Source organism: Idiomarina sp. OT37-5b (assembly GCF_002968395.1).
GTDB lineage: Bacteria > Pseudomonadota > Gammaproteobacteria > Enterobacterales > Alteromonadaceae > Idiomarina > Idiomarina aquatica.
In genome coordinates, this window is the sequence record NZ_CP027188.1 from 1,424,934 (window position 1) to 1,440,060 (window position 15,127).

At 50.5% G+C, this 15,127-nt stretch carries 20 protein-coding genes; 4 read left to right on the plus strand and 16 right to left on the minus strand.

Annotated elements, in window-relative coordinates; all coding sequences use genetic code 11:
• Window positions 1–26: 26 nt before the first annotated feature.
• The 4 genes from C5610_RS06615 to C5610_RS06630 are packed head-to-tail and all read right to left on the minus strand — an operon-like array spanning window position 27 to window position 3,349.
• Entirely contained in the window at window positions 27–911 is an 885-nt protein-coding gene (locus C5610_RS06615; protein ID WP_105306481.1) for an NAD(P)-dependent oxidoreductase, read from the minus strand.
• 44 nt (window positions 912–955) lie between these two features.
• On the minus strand, window positions 956–1,804 hold the full coding sequence (locus C5610_RS06620) for a diacylglycerol/lipid kinase family protein (RefSeq protein WP_157982923.1): 849 nt from the start codon (window positions 1,802–1,804) through the stop codon (window positions 956–958).
• Between the two features lie 10 nt (window positions 1,805–1,814).
• Entirely contained in the window at window positions 1,815–2,594 is a 780-nt protein-coding gene (locus C5610_RS06625) for a methyltransferase domain-containing protein (protein WP_105306483.1), read from the minus strand.
• Window positions 2,591–3,349 carry a Nif3-like dinuclear metal center hexameric protein gene (locus tag C5610_RS06630; protein ID WP_105306484.1) on the minus strand — a complete coding sequence of 253 codons (759 nt, stop codon included), beginning with the start codon at window positions 3,347–3,349 and terminating at the stop codon, window positions 2,591–2,593. The genes C5610_RS06625 and C5610_RS06630 overlap by 4 nt, the downstream gene beginning before the upstream one ends.
• Window positions 3,350–3,495: 146 nt before the next feature.
• Here C5610_RS06630 and C5610_RS06635 point away from each other — a divergent pair, with 146 nt between their 5' ends.
• Window positions 3,496–3,864, plus strand: a complete 369-nt coding sequence (locus tag C5610_RS06635; RefSeq protein WP_105306485.1) for a hypothetical protein — start codon at window positions 3,496–3,498, stop codon at window positions 3,862–3,864.
• Between the two features lie 63 nt (window positions 3,865–3,927).
• On the opposite strand, the gene C5610_RS06640 is transcribed toward C5610_RS06635, so the two are convergent.
• From C5610_RS06640 to C5610_RS06690, 11 genes are all read right to left on the minus strand, one after another.
• The gene (locus C5610_RS06640; RefSeq protein ID WP_241970610.1) at window positions 3,928–4,182 is read right to left on the minus strand and encodes a DUF3912 family protein; all 255 of its coding nucleotides are present in this window, start codon (window positions 4,180–4,182) and stop codon (window positions 3,928–3,930) included.
• Between the two features lie 93 nt (window positions 4,183–4,275).
• Entirely contained in the window at window positions 4,276–4,818 is a 543-nt protein-coding gene (locus C5610_RS06645) for a DUF3833 domain-containing protein (RefSeq protein ID WP_262340061.1), read from the minus strand.
• Window positions 4,815–5,357 carry a chalcone isomerase family protein gene (locus tag C5610_RS06650; protein WP_105306487.1) on the minus strand — a complete coding sequence of 181 codons (543 nt, stop codon included), beginning with the start codon at window positions 5,355–5,357 and terminating at the stop codon, window positions 4,815–4,817. Before C5610_RS06650 ends, C5610_RS06645 begins: the two co-directional genes overlap by 4 nt.
• Window positions 5,354–5,863: a DUF2878 domain-containing protein gene (locus C5610_RS06655; RefSeq protein WP_105306488.1), complete on the minus strand. Its 510-nt coding sequence runs from the start codon at window positions 5,861–5,863 to the stop codon at window positions 5,354–5,356. The genes C5610_RS06650 and C5610_RS06655 overlap by 4 nt, the downstream gene beginning before the upstream one ends.
• Window positions 5,856–7,094: an SAM-dependent methyltransferase gene (locus C5610_RS06660; RefSeq protein ID WP_105306489.1), complete on the minus strand. Its 1,239-nt coding sequence runs from the start codon at window positions 7,092–7,094 to the stop codon at window positions 5,856–5,858. Before C5610_RS06660 ends, C5610_RS06655 begins: the two co-directional genes overlap by 8 nt.
• A 33-nt stretch (window positions 7,095–7,127) precedes the next feature.
• On the minus strand, window positions 7,128–7,853 hold the full coding sequence (locus tag C5610_RS06665) for a DUF1365 domain-containing protein (protein WP_105306490.1): 726 nt from the start codon (window positions 7,851–7,853) through the stop codon (window positions 7,128–7,130).
• Between the two features lie 5 nt (window positions 7,854–7,858).
• Window positions 7,859–9,133 carry an NAD(P)/FAD-dependent oxidoreductase gene (locus C5610_RS06670; protein WP_105306491.1) on the minus strand — a complete coding sequence of 425 codons (1,275 nt, stop codon included), beginning with the start codon at window positions 9,131–9,133 and terminating at the stop codon, window positions 7,859–7,861.
• 3 nt (window positions 9,134–9,136) lie between these two features.
• Window positions 9,137–9,865 carry an SDR family NAD(P)-dependent oxidoreductase gene (locus C5610_RS06675; RefSeq protein ID WP_105306492.1) on the minus strand — a complete coding sequence of 243 codons (729 nt, stop codon included), beginning with the start codon at window positions 9,863–9,865 and terminating at the stop codon, window positions 9,137–9,139.
• Window positions 9,862–10,299, minus strand: coding sequence for a nuclear transport factor 2 family protein (locus C5610_RS06680; protein ID WP_105306493.1), 438 nt, complete (start codon window positions 10,297–10,299; stop codon window positions 9,862–9,864). Before C5610_RS06680 ends, C5610_RS06675 begins: the two co-directional genes overlap by 4 nt.
• On the minus strand, window positions 10,292–11,710 hold the full coding sequence (phrB, locus tag C5610_RS06685) for a deoxyribodipyrimidine photo-lyase (protein WP_105306494.1): 1,419 nt from the start codon (window positions 11,708–11,710) through the stop codon (window positions 10,292–10,294). Before phrB ends, C5610_RS06680 begins: the two co-directional genes overlap by 8 nt.
• A 23-nt stretch (window positions 11,711–11,733) precedes the next feature.
• A complete protein-coding gene (locus tag C5610_RS06690) occupies window positions 11,734–12,678 on the minus strand; it encodes a YbgA family protein (RefSeq protein ID WP_105306495.1) in 945 nt (314 codons plus the stop codon).
• Window positions 12,679–12,824: 146 nt separating this feature from the next.
• Between C5610_RS06690 and C5610_RS06695 the strand changes: the two genes are divergently transcribed.
• From C5610_RS06695 to C5610_RS06705, 3 genes are all read left to right on the plus strand, one after another.
• Window positions 12,825–13,403 carry an LON peptidase substrate-binding domain-containing protein gene (locus C5610_RS06695; RefSeq protein WP_105306496.1) on the plus strand — a complete coding sequence of 193 codons (579 nt, stop codon included), beginning with the start codon at window positions 12,825–12,827 and terminating at the stop codon, window positions 13,401–13,403.
• Between the two features lie 124 nt (window positions 13,404–13,527).
• Window positions 13,528–14,109 (plus strand): sigma-70 family RNA polymerase sigma factor, encoded by a 582-nt coding sequence (locus C5610_RS06700; RefSeq protein WP_241970594.1) that lies wholly within the window; start codon window positions 13,528–13,530, stop codon window positions 14,107–14,109.
• Window positions 14,102–14,791 (plus strand): ChrR family anti-sigma-E factor, encoded by a 690-nt coding sequence (locus tag C5610_RS06705; RefSeq protein WP_105306498.1) that lies wholly within the window; start codon window positions 14,102–14,104, stop codon window positions 14,789–14,791. Before C5610_RS06700 ends, C5610_RS06705 begins: the two co-directional genes overlap by 8 nt.
• A gap of 38 nt (window positions 14,792–14,829) precedes the next feature.
• Here C5610_RS06705 and C5610_RS06710 read toward each other — a convergent pair whose 3' ends face one another.
• A complete protein-coding gene (locus C5610_RS06710) occupies window positions 14,830–15,126 on the minus strand; it encodes an integration host factor subunit alpha (RefSeq protein WP_105306499.1) in 297 nt (98 codons plus the stop codon).
• Window position 15,127: the final 1 nt, after the last annotated feature.

The window sequence follows — 15,127 nt, forward strand, 5'->3', positions numbered from 1 at the left end:
CGCGCCTTTGGCGCGACGTTTTACGGTTAATCCTTCCAATCACCCGCAAGCTTATCCAGTCGTGCCATTAAGCTGGAGGTGTCCCAACGGCCACCACCCATGGCCTGTACTTCTCCGTAAAACTGGTCAAGTAAAGCGGTTACCGGCAGTGCCGCACCACGGCGCTGCGCCTCATTCAAGGCAATGCCTAAATCCTTACGCATCCAGTCGACGGCAAAGCCATGCTCGTACTCCTGATCCCACATGGTGCGGTAGCGATTCACCAACTGCCACGAGCCTGCCGAACCGGCACTGACCGCTTCAACCAATTTATCGGGGTCAAGCCCGACTTTACGCGCCAGGTGCAAGCCCTCGGCGACCCCCTGTACAGCATTAGCGATACAAATCTGATTCACCATCTTCGCCAATTGACCACTGCCGGCCGGCCCCATCAACACACGAGTTTTGGCATAACATTCAAGCACCTGTTGCGCTTTATCAAAGGTTTCCTGCTCACCGCCAACCATCGTCGTCATGATGCCCTTCTCGGCTCCCGCCTGACCGCCGGAAACTGGTGCATCCAGGAAAGCGCCGCCGTTAGCCCGAACCGCTTCATCCAGCTCCTTGGCCAGCTCCGCCGATGCGGTGGTGTGATCAATCACCACGGCACCGGGTTTTAATTGCGCCAACAAACCGTCGTCACCATAAAATACGCTACGTACATCATCGTCATTGCCGACACAGACCATGACAAAATCACTGTCTTTACTTGCTTCAGCCGGGGTACTGCCATAGCGTCCCTGATACTCGCTTACCCAACGCTCCGCTTTGCTGGCAGTGCGGTTATAAACACAAACGTCAAAGCCGGCGTGTTTTAAGTGGCGTGCCATCGGGTAGCCCATCACGCCAAGACCAATAAATGTGCATTTCATACTGTTGACTCCTTTATTGACCGTCCGCAGACGGTATTCGCTCGTTATCGTCGTGCAACTCTTACTGTAATAAAGCCCCGTAATACATTAGCGGCTCCAGCGATGGGGTCCGCATAATATTCACCATCAATTTCCAGCGCTGAAGCCTGGAGCAAGAATTCTTGCTGTTGTTCAATTCGCACCAACGGATGAGCTGCGTGCCGACCACGCAACACAGCCCATAACACGCCCAACAACTGACGTCGCGGTGCAGCACTGACAGTAACCCGTGTCAGCAACCCATGACGCCGATCAGCCTGTGGTGCCAGACACAAACCACCACCCAGAAAGCGCCCGACCAGCAGTGACTGTAACACCGGCGTATTCGCTTGGTGCGGCTGATACTGATATCGCATCCACCAGGCCAATACCCCCAACACATAGCTGACGCGCCCGAACCAAAGCTTACTCCGCACGCCTTGTCGCTGCACCAAATCCGCAGCCAAACCACGGCTCGCGGCATTCACAAAGCGAGTGCCGTGCAACTCGCCAATATCAACGGACGCCAACGTCAGTTGCTCGTCCTCCCGCATACGCCAGTCCGCTCGCAGCAGACCCAGATCGCGCGCAAAGTCGTTACCGGTACCACAAGGAATGGGCGATAGGATCAGCCGTTGCGCCTGCGCTTCAGTCAGTTGATTCACGAGCCAGTGTAAGGTCCCGTCACCGGCCAATATCAGCACTTCGTTGGCCCGTTCCAGATAGCGGTGCAGGGTAAGAATATCGTTATCCTGTGTCGCGCCCGTAGTGAGTTGCAACACCGTTTGTCGGCGCTTCTCAAACCAGCGCTGATAACGATCTCTCCAGCGTTGTGCCGTTGCGCTTGCGCCATGGGTAATAAGCAATACCGTCATAACCGCGCTGCTAATCCTTTGGTTTTTCGATAAGCCAGTGCTGATAACGCCCCAGCTCGCGGAACGGCGACGTACGGTTATACTGCAGTTCCAGCTCCAATAACTCATCAAAACGTTGTTGGTCAGAGACATCGCGCAGATAGTCGTGGAAGCAGCGGACGCCGGTCTGTTGTTTGATGTGCAGACCGCAGTCGCTCAGCCACTGGCTGACGGCCGCAGGATCATGGGGGGTCTGTGGGCTAAGTCGCACGGTTTTCTTAACTTTAAGGCCACGCGCAATGTAATCAAAGTTACCGTACACCGCATTCGCCATTAACTTGGCGTTACGGTTGTAAAACATCAGCGACAGCGTGCCGCCGGGCTTTAATAACTGGCCCAGTTGCTCAATCGCAGCTTTGCCATCATCCACCCACTCCAGCATCGCATGACATAAAATCAGACTAAACTGTTGGTCAGGCAGTTGCTCCGGCAATTGCGCCAACGGCGCCACCAGATATTGTGCAAACCGGTTCAACCCAAGCTGTTGATGACGTTGCTGGGCTTCCTCAACCATTTCGGCAGACACGTCCGAGTGAATCACGTGGTGACCCTTAGCAAGAAACCATTCGTTAACCTGACCCAGACCGGCACCGACATCCAGTACTGTGCGCTTGTTGCCGTTGATAAACGGCTCCAGATCACGCTTCAGCACCGCCATGCGCAACCGACCTTTGGTGCTGTCGTAGATGTTACGGGCAAATTTCTTACTGATACCGGTAAAATCGCCGCGCGGCGCACGCTGCTGCTTCACGCGGGATTATCCATGTCAACAAATTGCACATCCAGCCCAAACTGCTGTTGCAGATGTTCGCCAAGCGCTTTGGCACCATAACGTTCGGTGTCGTGATGTCCGGCAGCGAAGAAAGCAATGTCCTGTTCACGCGCACTGTGTACGGTCTGCTCTGACACTTCACCGGTGATAAAGGCATCCACACCCAACGCGGCCGCCTGGTCAATAAAGCCCTGACCACCGCCGGTGCACCAGGCCAGTCGTTTAATCGGCCGTTGCACCGGGACATAACAGCTAAGCTCGCGTTCAAGCCGTTGTTGCAGTTGCTGTGCCAGCTCGTCACTGGCGATCGCATCGCAATGGCCAAGCATCAACGCACAGGCTGGATCGTGCGGTTCTGCGGGACCGGCTACCTGCCAATTCATTAGCGCCGCTAACTGGGCGTTGTTGCCCCAACGCGGATGAACATCCAGCGGCAAATGATAAGCAAACAAATTAACATCGTTAGCCAGTAGCGCTTTGATACGCCGCTGTTTCATGCCCACAATCGGCGCCGCCTCGTTTTTCCAGAAGTAGCCATGATGCACCAGCAAAGCATCCGCCTGCTGCTCAATGGCATGATCAATCAAGGCCTGGCTGGCGGTAACCCCGGTCACCACTTTTTGGATCGATGCTTTACCCTGCACCTGGAGGCCGTTGGGACAAAAATCACGAATGTTTGCAACATTAAGTTGTTCGTTCAGATAGGCTAAAAGCTCATCACGTGAGACTGTCATGCGGTTACTCCATACAATTCATTGTCGTTATTATCAGGATTCTACCCGAAATTAGACAATAATCCGAAAAAACGGTATAAACAGAAATGTAGCGTAAATTTTGCACGAAAATGTTAGTTAATCTGATACCGAATAGGAATCGTTGAATGAGCAAACTGGACAAAGAAAAAGTACTTGCTGAGTACGAACAGGCTTACCAAAAAGCACACGGCAAAAAACCGACCATCGAAGCCAGCAACGGTTGGTACAGTGTTGACGGCGGCAAGAATGTACGTCTGGCACAATTGGCAGAAGAAGCCGAAGCACTAGGTTCAGCGGCCGCAGGTTCGTCCAAGCCTAAAGCGGAGAAAAAGCCGGCAGCGAAAACCTCGGCGGCCAAAAAACCCGCGGCGAAAAAAAGCACCACGAAAAAAGCCAGTTCGGCAAGCGCTGGCGGCCTTACTGCGAAAGAATTGTGGCGTAAAAAGCTGGAACAGGATGCAACCCAGTGTCGCCTGCCCCGCGGCTCATTTTAACCGCATAAATAGCAAAAAAGCCGTCTGTTGCTGCAACAGACGGCTTTTTTATTATGAATCCGGTTATAGCATTTCTGGATTTTTACCCGCGACCTTATCAATGGGTACGCGTATTTTGCGGTAACGATAGACCAAAAACTCACTGCGCTTTAGCGTCACTTTCTCATCGCCAAAATCTGCTTGCGATACTACAAAGCGTTCACCGTCCAGGGTCTGCTTGACGATGCCCAATTTGCCGGCGTGCTCGCCACGCTTAACAAAAATGGTTTGGCCATTGATTCTGGGGTTGTTATAAGAAAACGTTGGACCGTTCATCATCACTGCTAAATCCTCACTGCACAGACTGCCGCATTATACGCAGGTTATCGGCGGATAACAGAGAATCTTAATGGTACAGGGCGTTTTGTTGTATTACTCCTGACGCTTACCGATGTACAAGGTGATCTCGCCTACCGGAATGCCAAATTTATACATACTGGTACGATTAATCATGTTGTCGCTGTCTATCAGGTACATCCAGTCATCCAAACTCAACGCCATGGTACTGCCGTCGTCCATTTTTACGTTCAGCACGTATTGCCAGTTCAAAGCATTGCCGGCGGTGGTTCCCACGGCCGTGCCTTCGACATCACTGGCGCGTCCCTCGTAGGTATTCGGACCCGTTTTGGTGAGATACCAGATACGCTCCTGAGTACTGCCGTCGGCATAGTAAAACTGTTCTTCCAGCTTACCTTCGTTGCCGTCCCAGCGACCAACCATTTCCACCCGGAAACGCTGAATCACATCATCGGAATAATCCTGTACGGTGCCGTACGCGACCAGTTTGCCATTGAAAAATTCTTCCAATTTAAGGGCCGGTTCACGTCCTTCATAGTCCTCGATACTTGTCGAACAGGCGGCCAAAAACAGCACGCTGACCAGCGCCAGCAACCCCGCTTTAATCCATTGCATCATGATGACTCTCCAACCAGTTCTTCACGCTCATCGTCAAAACGCGACTCGGGCGATAACCAAATGGCCAGAAAATACTCGGTGAAGGTTTTATCCTTTATCGTTCCGAGTAATTTTTCGCCCTGATAAAACTCAGCATAACCTTCTTTGGTTTCGACCAGCGCCAAACAATCACCTTCGTTAATGTCCGGCCACATAGCTTGCAGTTGCTCCAACCACTGCTGTTGATCGGCATGATCAAATTTCAGTCGTTGCCATTCTTCACCCGTCGTCTCAACCAAATCTTTCGCCTTGATATCGCGCAGGTAATCCAGTACCAGAACTTTATTCAGGGACGCTTTGCGCGACCATTCAAATTCACCGGAGTCAGTAAACAGTCGGGCATCATACACGTCCCAAAACATCACGCTGAGACGGGTTTTGCCGACTAATTGGTGTTGTTGTGGTACTGCTGCGTCACACTGAGACGCAGCAGCAGCAGGCACTACTAAGGCGGCTGCCAGCAGTGCACCAGCAACGCCTGACATTAAGCGATGTTTCATAGGATTAACCTCTCGTCCTGACGCGCCTTAAAAGCGCGGCAGAAAAACAACATAAACAATGCCCAGACAATGGCATAGGTAACCACCAGTTGCAGCACCGACCCACTCTCACCGGCTCCCAGACCAATCCCTACCCAGTAACTGAACGGCCCGGAGATAGCACCGGCCAGCGCCGCAATGGTGGGCTTTTCAGTAAGCCAGTCCAGTGCCACCGGCGCCATTGCTGCAAAGCCGATCCACAACAAAGCCAGCCACAACGGGAACAAGCCGCCGGTAAAGTCGATGGTGCCAAGACCGGTTGCGATGGCTTCCAGTAATAGCCCAACAGCCAGCAATTGCAGGATCAGACGCAGCTTAATTTTAGCCACCCAAAGACTATAGCCGACCTGGGCAACGACCAGCGCCAGGGTCAACCAGATGTACTGTTCACGCCCTGCAACGGCGGACAGCCACAAAACGTTAAACAGCACAAAACTGGCAATCTTGTGTTTTACCGAATCACTCATAACGTGCTTTGGTCGCGGTCAGTTGAACCACCGACACAGACTCCTCTAAAAAGCCACCCTGGCAGTAACTAAAGTAATAATTCCATAAGCGGGAAAAACGTTCGTCATAACCCAGTGGCTCAAGCTCTTCACGCTTAGCATTGAAAGCCTGTTGCCAGCGCTTCAGGGTTTCTGCATAGCTTTTACCCATATCATGGATGTTACGAACCACCATCTGCGTTTTCGATTTGTACAGCTCGGTCATTGAATGAACCGATGGTAGAAACCCGCCCGGGAAAATGTGCTTCTGTATGAAGTCGACCGACCGTGCATAACTACTGTAACGTTGATCGGCAATGGTGATGGCCTGTAACGCCATGACACCGCCTGGTTTTAAACGGTCATTACAGGTTTTAAAGAAGGTGGGCAAATACTGTTTACCAACCGCTTCAATCATCTCCACCGAAACCAATTTATCGTACTGTCCGGTCAGATCCCGATAATCCTCTTTCAACAGCGTAATCCGGTCTTCCAGACCTTCCGTTTTAATGCGCTGCTCGGCGTAGCGGTATTGCTCTTCGGAGATGGTCGTGGTGGTAACATGGCAACCATAATGTTTGGCTGCGTAGACCGCGAGACCACCCCAGCCGGTACCAATTTCCAGCAGATGGTCAGTTGGTTTCAAATCGAGCTGCTGACACAGACGATCCATCTTATTGACCTGCGCTTGCTCTAATGATTCCGTTGCCGAGTGAAATAATGCACTGGAGTATTGCATGTGCGGGTCGAGGAAGCGTGAATACAGCTCATTACCCAGGTCGTAGTGCGCTGAGATATTGCGCTTTGCCTGTTGTTTATGATTTCGATTAGCCCAGTGATTGTATTTATTGATCGGAAAGGTAAGCCAGGCGACCCGCGACTCCAGTTTATCCAGCGCGGGCAGATTACGGGCAAAGATTTGTATCACCGCGGTCAGGTCGTTGGTTTCCCATACCTTGTCAATGTACAGTTCTGCTGCACCGATACTGCCACCGACCAGCAGGCCTCGATAAAAGTTAGGCTTTTTAACATCAATATCCGCTCGCAGTTCACTGCTTTTGTCACCGAACTGGCCAACCAGACGTCCTTGTTCTGTTAAGGTCAGGCAGCCGTGTTGCAAGTGATCCAACAGTTTCATCGCCAACGACCGAAACATCTTATCGAGTCCTTTAAACTCGAACGGTGCCGCTAACGCACTTTCACCATTTGCCATGGTACTTTTCCCTCTTGTATAACTGTTATTTTTTTATGGATGACCGTAAAAAGGTGTGCGTTTTACAAACAACTTCAACGCTTGCCAATAAATACCACCGATGATTTTTAGGGCCATCACTGGTGTTGTTTTTAATACGCGCCAAATGCCCGCTCGGTTTAACGGTCCCCGGGATAATTTCATCCCGGCGATAAAGTCTTTTTTTTCCGTTGCGGCGGCAAGTTGTATAAAGACGTCATCGGACGGCACCTTAATGCTCCAATGGTAAGTCATATCGAGCGGATTAAAGGGAGAGACATGAAAGGCTTTTTGCGTCGTTGGGTGTGGTTCGGCCAAATCAACCAGATAATAGTGGCGCTCCAACCAAGGCGTGTTACTCACTTCGGCCAGCATATGGGTATACTGCCCCTGCTGTTGCAGGAAGTAAAAGTTTACCGGACTGAAAAACAGCCCAAAGGTGCGGAGGTTACCCATAAAGAACACCCGCCCCTCGAGCCTTTCGCCAGCCAACTCTGACATTTTTGCTAACGCGGCCTGCTGCAAGTTGCCGCTGTGGTCCCGCAGATAGTCTTTGCGGCGAAACCAAAGCGGTGCAAAACCTTTGGTGGAAAACCAACGGGAGGTTTTATGCAGCGTTTCCAGTTCGTCCAATGCAATAAACCACTGCATAAAACGATAGCTGAAGCTATGTTGCGTTGGCCGCAGTCGACGGTGATAGACCTCTCCCCAATACAGTGCGCTGTCATGTGGTGTTTGCATAACGACTACTCGTTCGGCACGTTAAGCGTTGGGTCGATGCGATTAACTACATCAATAGCGCTACGCACACCGTCTTCGTGGAAGCCGTTATACCAATAGGCTCCACAGTAATGGGTGCTGAGGTTGCCACAGATGCGGTCGCGTTGCTGACGTGCCCGCAACGACGGAATAGAATACTGCGGGTGGTCGTAACGAAAGCGCTGAATCACTTTAGCCGGATCGATAGCCGCGGTGTTGTTTAATGTGACGCAAAGAGGCTGCTCAGTGCGCAAACCCTGCAAAATGTTCATGTTGTAGGTGACCGAACTTGGTTTCAACTCCGCATCGCCCTCTTTGCGCAACAGATAGTTCCAGCTTGCCCAGGCCCGGCGGCTTTTTGGTAACAGCCCGGCGTCGGTGTGCAGAACCACGTCGTTCGGCTGGTATTCAATCGCCCCCAGAATCTCACGTTCGTCGTCAGTGGCATCACCCAGCAGTTGCAGTGCCTGGTCACTGTGTGTCGCGATAATGACTTCGTCAAAGTACTCGATTTTGCCGTCGCTGAAGTGCAACTGAACCTGATCCTGCTGGCGTCGTAATTCGGTAATTTCACTGTTCAAATACAGGCGTTCCTGAAACGGCCTTACCAACGGTGGAATATAGGATTTTGAACCACCGTTAATGGTGTGCCATTGCGGCCGATCGGCGATGTTTAGCAAGCCATGGTTTTCAAAGAAGCGCAGAAAGAAACCCAGTGGGAACTGCTCAGCATCGGCGATACTCGACGACCAAATGGCCGAAATCATCGGCAACAAATACAGCCGTGCGACATCGTCTGATAACTGAAGCTCACCGAGAAATTCGCCTAACGTCTTCTGATCAACGTCTTCGCCATTGGTCAACGCCGCTTTCGCCGCATTGTTGAATTTTACGATGCCGTTTAACAGGCGATAAAATTTGGGTCGAAACAGATTGCTCCGCTGCGCAAATAAGGTATTCAGGGTATGACCGTTATATTCTAATCCGGAAATCGGGTCGGTCACACTGAAGCTCATTTCGGTATCGCGCCAGTTAACTTGTAATTCGCGCAACAGGCGCTTAAACCGTGGGTAGGTTTTGTCGTTAAAAACGATAAACCCGGTGTCTACGGCCAGCGTCTGATTACCCAGTTTTACGTCGACCGTTGCGGTATGTCCGCCAATGTAGTCGTTTTTTTCGAACACCGATACCTGGTGTTTTTTACTTAAATAATAAGCGGCCGTCAGGCCAGAGATACCACTACCAATTACCGCAATTTTCATTCTTTATGAGTTCCTTGCCATACGTCGCGATAAAGCAACCTGCATTCCCTGCGGCAGTAACGACATCACGCGTAACATACCACTGAATAATTTTGGAAAACCAATATCCCGCCGACCTTTCGCGATACCCTTGCGAATGGCCTGCGAAGCAAACTCCACCGACACCCGCATCGGCATTTCAAAATCGTTCGCATCGGTCATGGGTGTTTTAACAAACCCAGGCGATACCGCCAATACATCGATGCCATAAGTTTCTTTCAGATCAACTTCTAACGAACGGGTGATGTAGTGGATGGCAGCTTTGGAGCCGCCATAGGCCTGCGCTTTGGTAAAGGGTAATAAGCGCGCAAGACTACCGACAATCACCAGTTTGCTACCGCGATTCAGGTTTGGCAACAACGCCTCGACCGTGTTCATCGTGCCGAACACATTCACCCGGAATACGCGTTCGAACATGTCGGCGTCAAAATGTTTTACGTCCAGATATTCGCACACACCAGCGCTTAAAATCGCGATATCAATCGGCTCCTGTGTAGCCAGTGCAGACAGAGTTTCACTCTTATCCGTAATATCAAACCGCAGCGTTTTAATCTGATCCGGATAGGCACTGGCTAAGGTGTCCAGGGCGTCCTGTTTGCGCCCACAGGCGACCACCGTGTGACCATCTTTGGCGTAATCCAGGGCCAATTGATGACCAATACCCGACGTCGCGCCGGTAATAAGAACGTTCATGAGTCTGCCACCAAACGTTGTTTGATTTTATCGATTACATAACCGACCAAAGGAACATGTTCATAGAGCATGGCCCCCAGGTCATAATGATCCTGCTGTTCGCGGATCTTGCCATCCTCAAAACTGAGGTAGGTAACCCCCGGCAGCACAATCTCCATACCATTACCCAGCTTAGGATGAGAAAAACGCATCTGCCACATTAAAAAGGCTTTATCGTCGCCGACCAGCTCGTGGTCAAAGGCGAAGTGGCAGTATTCAACATTTTCCATGGTATGTTTGAAATAAGCTTGTAAATCTTTTAAGCCGACGACCTGATGAATTGGATCAGTAAAACTCACGTCCTCGTGATACATTTCTTCCAGTTGATCAAGATTGTCGGCTTTAAACTCGTCATAGAACGATTTAAGCGCATCGACCAATTCTTGGTTATCCATTTTTCACCTGCTTGAATGTTGTTAAAAACCGCTCGCGTGCGACGCTGTGATCAACCATGGGTTTGGCATAATTGTCGTCACCCCGCTGCTTCAACCACGCGTGCGGCCAGTGAATGTGTTTTGTCGGAACATCCTTCAACTCATTAACCCATTTACGAATATAGCTGCCTTCGGGATCAAACTTTTCACTCTGCCGAATCGGGTTGAAAACGCGGAAGTACGGCACCGCGTCAGTGCCGACCGATGCGCTCCATTGCCAACCCCCGTTGTTGGCCGGAAAACTGCCATCGATCAGGTTTTCCATGAAATAGCGCTCACCCTTACGCCAGTCGATCAACAAATCCTTAACCAGAAAGTTGGCGGTAATCATACGCAGCCGGTTATGCATCCAACCGGTTTCATTCAGCTCGCGCATACCGGCATCAACAATCGGATAACCGGTACGTCCTTCGCACCAACGCTGAAACCCTTCTTCATCGTCTCGCCACGGCAAGCCCTGAGTTTGTTGTTGGTAATTCTCACCGCGGCTGAGGCGCGGTTCGTGATACATCAGGTGCTGATAAAACTCACGCCAGGCCAGTTCAGTCAACCAGGTATCCGGCCCCTGTTCCAGGCCATGGGGGAACGACGGTGACAATGACTGTAAATTGCGCGCCAACGTTTTAGGCGCAACCACCCCGAGCTCAAGATAGGCGGATAACTTCGATGTACCGGCCACCGCAGGCAGGTCACGAAGTCGCTGATAATCCTTTAGGCTGTGTCCAACGAACTGGCCAAATTTACTCAATACTGCCTGCTCACCGACTGGCCAGTCAGCACTGGTATCGATCCGTGGAAGAGGACATTCCGGTAACGGCTGCGGATCTTGAGTCACCGGTTTTCTCACCTCAACCGCCGTTGGCTGCCACGACGTTTGCTGAGCCAACTGCTGCCGCCAGGCTTTGTTGAACGGCGTGAAAACTTTATAGTAATCACCCTGTTGAGTCTTCACCTGATCCGGCGCGACCAACAACAAGCCGTGGTACACTCGGCTGTCGATATCGTGCTGCCTAAGGGCAGACCGTACCGCCCCGTCGCGTTTACTTTCGTGTACCGGATATTCTACGTTAAAATAAACGCAATCAGCACTTACCTCTTTTGCAACCCCTGAAATAATTGCGCCAGATTCAGCAAAGGTGTCATGCACCTTAACCTTTAGTAATATACCTTTAGCGTGTAAATCCGCCTGAAATTCGCTCAGGTGACGCCACAATAGGTCGGCCTTACGCGGTGACCAGAAGTGCGCGTCCGCAAAGGTCTGCTGCGGCAACAAATACACCGCATGGACTTCATCGTGTTCAGCACAGGCGCTTGCCAATGCCGGGTTATCCTGAATTCGTAAATCGTGCCGAAACCAAACCAACGCCGTCATTATTGATGTCCTTGTATCATGCTCTATAAGCCATAACGCAGTTTTAAATCTTCGGGGTACGGTTGGATGTACCACTGCTTAGCCAGATAACTGTTCGGGAACTGTCGCAAATAGTGGCGAACCAGTGTTAGCGGTGCCATCAGTGGCAGAATGCCATCATGGTATTGCATGATCATGTCACTGAATTCTTGTTTCTGATCGGCACTCAACTGCCCTTTAAAGTACCCTTGAATGTGCTGCAACACGTTGGTGTTATTGCGACGCGACGCGGGCTCTGATAACGCATCCATCAATTCGATGATGTAGCTTTTAGCAAACGCATCATCGATGGTATTGACGTCTGCGAGCCGTTTACCCAGCGTTCGATAGATGGGCTGGTTGTGAGCCAACAACAACAATTTGCAGCGTGTATGAAATTCCAGTACCGCCGCTTTTGTCAGCGGCCGTGGCAGTTGCTGCCAATGGCCATACACCCATACTCGTAGAATAAAGTTTTCGCGCAGATGCGGGTCGTTCAAGCGACCATCCTCTTCCAGCGGCAACGCTGGGTTGAGCTCCTGCAAACGACGTGCAAAAATCCCCATCGCCTCCTTGCGCGCATGGCCGGTCTTGGCATCATACAACTTTACCCTTTCCATGCCGCAGCTGGGTGACTTGGCACACAACACATAACCGCTCAGTTGCTCTGCTTTTATCTGTATTTTGTCGGCAAAGTCGCTTAACTCGCGGGTGACGTCACCACCTGTCTTTGGGATCACCGCACGTATTTGTTCGCCGTGTTGTTCCAGCCGAATGGTCGGCCGTGGAATCGGCAGGCCAATACCAACTTCCGGGCAAAAGCGAACGAATTCGACGTGTCTGGATAACTCGTTATCACAAAATGTCGAGCGTTTATGACCCCCGTCAAAACGCACTTCATCACCGAGTAAACAGGCGCTGATCCCAACTTTCAATTGTTTCGATTCCATTGATTCGTTACCACTCCGTTTTAGTTGTTACTTATAACGTACAACAACGCGTAAAAGTTTGCTGTCAAACAAATTTTTCAGATCCATCTTTTGCCGCTCTGCGTAATCATCAACAACTCAATCAATAACAACGGCAGTTAGGTGATATGACGCAGTACGAAGAACTTCCGCTATTTCCTTTGACAGCTCATGTGCTGCCCGAAGGTCGTTTACGTTTGCGCATTTTCGAGCCACGCTACACACGGCTGGTCAAGCATTGTATGTCTGCGCAGACCGACTTTGTCATTTGTATGTTTGATCCCAACGAAAGTAAAGATTCAAACAACTACATACTGCCTTTCGGCACTGCGGTTAGCATTATTGATTTCGAAATGCTCGATGATGGTTTTTTGGGTATCACTGTGGAAGGTAAAGACCGTGTTCAAATTCACGCTCATCACTGTGAACGCGACGGACTCAACATGGGGCGCATCGAACGTCTGCCCCCGTGGCCGGATAAATCGCTGTCGTCGGATAAAATCATTTTACGAGAGCGCTTACAGGAAATTTTTCAGGTTTATCCAGAGCTTGGCAACTTGTATGAGGATGAACGTTTTGACGAGTTAAGCTGGTTATGCCAACGCTGGCTGGAAATTCTGCCGTTGGATGTGCACGCAAAACAGCAGTTGATCAAGCAAGATAATCCTCTTGAGGTTTCTGAATATCTGCTACAATTAGTGTCGTAGTTAACACTTTTTTCTGGCAACTGTGATCCACTGACTACAGGATCACGTTCATAGTAAGACAACGAGCAATAAAGCAGGTCTAATTATGCAAGTGACGTCAGAGAGAACTTCGCAACGGGGAGTTATGAATACAACCCAGCAAGACACTGCCGATAAGGCAGCTGAGCTTCTCGCTAAGATAGCAGAGTCGCGCAGTAGAGCTGCGTTCAGCGAGTTGTTCAGTCATTTTGCTCCTAAATTGCAAGCTTATGGCACACGGCAATTTGGTAATGAGCAAACTGCAATGGATTTGGTTCAGGAGACCATGACCAACGTTTGGCACAAGGCGCACTTGTTTAAGCCCGATCGTGGTTCACCGTCAACCTGGATCTTTACGATTGCGCGTAATATTCGCTTTGACTTATTGCGCAAAAACAAAAAACGCAAGGATGACATCAGCGCCGACGAGCTCTGGCCGATCCTGGCGGAACAAAATGATAATCTTGATGACGGTTATGCCTTAGATAATGACGTACTAATGCAAGAAATCGCTCATTACTACGGTCAACTGCCGGACGCTCAGCGTGAGGTGGTTGAAAAAATTTACATTGAAGGCAAATCACAGCAAGAAGTATCGGATTCCCTCGGTATTCCGTTAGGTACTGTGAAGTCTCGTACCCGACTGGCATTAAAGAAGTTAAAAGAGTTGATAGTTGAGCATGATTAAATCACATCCTAGCGAAGCCATCCTGTATCAATACGCGGCAGGCGATCTCAGTGCGTCAATGACGTTGGTTGTTGGCACGCACATTGATATGTGCCCTGTTTGTCAGCAGACAGTGTGTGACATCGAATCGGACTTGTGCCAAAAGCACCTGGACACGGTTGTTGAAACCTTAACGACGCCGACAGCAGCTTTCAGCGGCATGAGCAAAGCCACCTGCGATAAAATGCTGGAGGAAATTTTCTCCTCCGAAGCCAAGCCGTCCATTCAGCCCGAAGAGCTGATATGCCTCGAGGGTCGCCGCTTTGTGCTGCCGCGTACGCTGGCCTGTAATCACAGTCGCATTGGTGAATGGACCAATTTGGTCGGCAAGCTTTGGCGCGCCCCGGTTAATGTTGGTGAGCGTGGTCACACCAGTCTGATTTACATGGAGCCGGGCACTCAGGTTCCTGAGCATACGCACAAGGGACAGGAAGCAACGTTAGTCATTGATGGCGTGTTTAATGATGAAAACGATGTCTATTACGATGGCGACTTTATCTTATTGGACGCCGATCGTACCCACACGCCGCAGACGTCTGAAAACGATTGTTTAACGTTGGCGACGCTGGATGCACCACTCTATTTTACTTCCGGTATCAGCCGGTTACTGAACCCGTTTAGTAGCTTGTTTTTCCGAGTATAGAGTCACTCAACGCTCAATCATGATAAAAAAACCCGAGGTTAATCCTCGGGTTTTGCGTTTTCAACTCGGCTTTTAAATTTCTGGCCGGGTTTAAAGGTAACCACCCGGCGAGCTTTGATAGGAATATCCTCACCGGTTTTAGGATTGCGGCCGGGGCGCTGATTTTTAGTTCGCAACTCAAAATTACCAAAGCCTGATAATTTCACCTGCTCGCCAGTTTCTAAAACAGCTCGGATCTCCTCGAAAAAATCTTCTACCAAAGTTTTTGCATCCTGCTTGTTGATGCCGTGCTTCTCAAAGAGCATTTCCGCTAATTCTGCTTTAGTCAGCGCCATG